The organism is Streptomyces sp. UW30 (assembly GCF_008042075.1).
Taxonomy (GTDB): Bacteria; Actinomycetota; Actinomycetes; order Streptomycetales; family Streptomycetaceae; genus Streptomyces.
This window is the reverse complement of record NZ_RDBN01000104.1, coordinates 1-2,541: the sequence shown is the minus strand read 5'-3', so window position 1 is coordinate 2,541 and position 2,541 is coordinate 1. Positions and strand designations below refer to the sequence as shown.

Genomic DNA, 2,541 nt, shown 5'->3' with positions numbered 1-2,541 from the left:
CCCGACACCGCCCTCGACGCGCTCGGCCGCATCCTCGACGACGACCGCACCTGCGCCACCGTCCTCGACGCCGACTGGGCCCGCTTCGCCGAGACCACCGCCTACGCCCGCCACGGCTCACTCCTGCGCGAACTCACCGCGCCCGCCCAGCAGAACGCCCGCGCCGCCCAAGGCCCCGAGCACGCCACGGCAGGCGGCGGCGGAGCTGTGCCCGAGGACCTCGGCGACGGTGGCCCGTACGTGGGCGAGGACGAACCGTTCCCGTTCCGCGGGCGCGCGGCCGTGCAGGGCGGTGGCGAGTTCGCCGCCGCCTGCCGTGGCGTGCTCGGGGCCTTGGGCGGCGCGGGCGTTCTGCTGGGCGGGCGCGGTGAGTTCGCGCAGGAGTGAGCCGTGGCGGGCGTAGGCGGTGGTCTCGGCGAAGCGGGCCCAGTCGGCGTCGAGGACGGTGGCGCAGGTGCGGTCGTCGTCGAGGATGCGGCCGAGCGCGTCGAGGGCGGTGTCGGGGGTGAGCGGGCGGATGCCGAGTCGGGCGAGGTGTGTGGTGACAACGGGGTCGGCGGCCATGCCGTCGCCTGCCCAGGGGCCCCAGGCGACGGACGTGGCGGGCAGGCCGAGGGCCCGGCGGTGCTGGGCGAGCGCGTCGAGGTGGGCGTTGGCGGCGGAGTAGGCGGCCTGGCCCGCGTTGCCGGTGACGCCGGCCGTGGACGAGAACAGGACGAAGGCGTCGAGGTCGCGGTCGGCGGTGAGTTCGTGCAGGTGCCGGGCGGCGCCGGCCTTCGCGGCGAGGACACGCGCCAGCCGCTCGGGGGTGAGGTCGGCGGCGAGGCCGTCGTCGAGGATGCCCGCGGCGTGGACGACGACCGTGGGCGGGTGGGTGTCCAGGAGGCCGGCGAGGGCGGTGCGGTCGGCCACGTCGCAGGCGGCGAGCGTGACGTCGGCGTCACGTGCGCTCAGCTCGTCACGCAGTTCTTGGGCGCCGGGGGCGTCGGCGCCGCGCCGCGAGACCAGGACGACGTGCTCGATGCCCTGGTCGACGAGCCAGTGGGCGATATGGCGGCCGAGCGCGCCGGTGCCTCCGGTGACGAGGGCTGTGCCGTGGAAGCGGGTGCTGTGCGGTTGTCCGCCCGGGGCGGCGGGCTGTCCACTCGCGCCGGTGTCGCGTACGAGGCGTGCCGCGAGGACTCCGGTGGGGCGCAGGGCGAGTTGGTCCTCGTCGCCGGGCGCGGCCAGCAGCCGCGCGAGGCGCTGCGGCTCGTCGGCGTGCGGATGCGCGGACAGATCGAGCAGGCCGCCCCAGCGGTCGGGCTGTTCGAGGGCGAGCGTGCGGCCCAGGCCCCAGACGGCCGCCTCGTCGGGCCGGGCGGGGGTGTCGCCCGCGCCCACCGACTGCGCGGACCGGGTGGCGCACCACAGGCGGGCGGCCGGGGCGCTGTCGGAGAGGGCCTGCCACAGGGCGAGCACGGCACCCGGCGACGGCACCAGGACCAGGGCATGGGTGGGCTCGTGTCCGGTGGCGCGGATACGGTCCGCGAGGTCGGCCCGGGTGTCGGTGGCGGCGACGGGGATCAGGTCGACCTCGGCGCCCGCCTGGTGCAGGGCTGCCGCGATGTCCTCACCGGCCGGGTCGGCCGTGGCCACCAGCCAGCGGCCCGGCAGGGCGGCCGGGTCGGCGTCGAGGCGGGCGGGCCGCCAGCGGACGCGGTAGCGGCGGGCCGCCTGCTCCAGTTCCCGGCGGCCTTGCCGACGCCAGGCGGACAGCGCGGGGACGAGGGTGTCCAGGGCTTCGTCTCCGGACACGCCCAGCCGCTCGGCGAGTGCGTCGACCTCGCCTCGCTCGACGAGATCCCAGAAGCGTGCCTCGACACCGTCGGGGCCGGTTTCCGTGCCCCCCTCCGCCACGGCGTGGTCGGGCAGCCAGTACCGCTCGCGGCAGAACGCGTAGGTGGGCAGGTCCACCCGCCGCGCGCCCGTGCCCTCGAAGAGCGGGGCCCAACGGACGTCGGCGCCACGGACGTACAGGTCGGCGACGGCAGTCAGGACGGCCTGCGGCTCCGGCTGTCCACCGCGCAGGGTGGCCACTGCGGCGTGTCCGGCCTCTCGGGCGAGCGCGGTGAGGACGGGGTCGGGGCCGATCTCCAGGAGCCGGACGGCTCCCTGGGGGCCGGTGACGGTGGTGAGCGCGTCGTGGAACCGTACGGGACGGCGGACCTGTTCGATCCAGTACGTCGGAGTCGTCCAGTCCCCGTTCCCGAGGACCTCGCCGGTGAGGGTGCTGACGGCGGTCACGGTCGGCGTGCGGTAGGTGACGCCGGCCGCCACGGTCGTGTACTCGGCGAGCATCGGCTCCATCAGCGGCGAGTGGAAAGCGTGGCTGACCCGCAGTCGCTTCGTACGGGAGCCACGGTCGTGGAACGTGGCGCGGACGGCCTCGACGGCGCTTTCGGCGCCGGACACCACGACGGACCGCGGCCCGTTCACGGCGGCGATCGCCACGTCCCCGCCCCCGTCCCCGTCCAACAACCGGGCGACTTCCTCCTGGGA

1 protein-coding gene is annotated in these 2,541 nt (G+C 76.3%); it reads right to left on the bottom strand.

Annotation, left to right across the window (positions count from 1 at the left end; translation table 11 throughout):
- Positions 1-117: 117 nt before the first annotated feature.
- The coding region (locus EAO75_RS44390) for an SDR family NAD(P)-dependent oxidoreductase (protein ID WP_148000807.1) at positions 118-2,541 on the bottom strand (2,424 nt) is incomplete at its 5' end.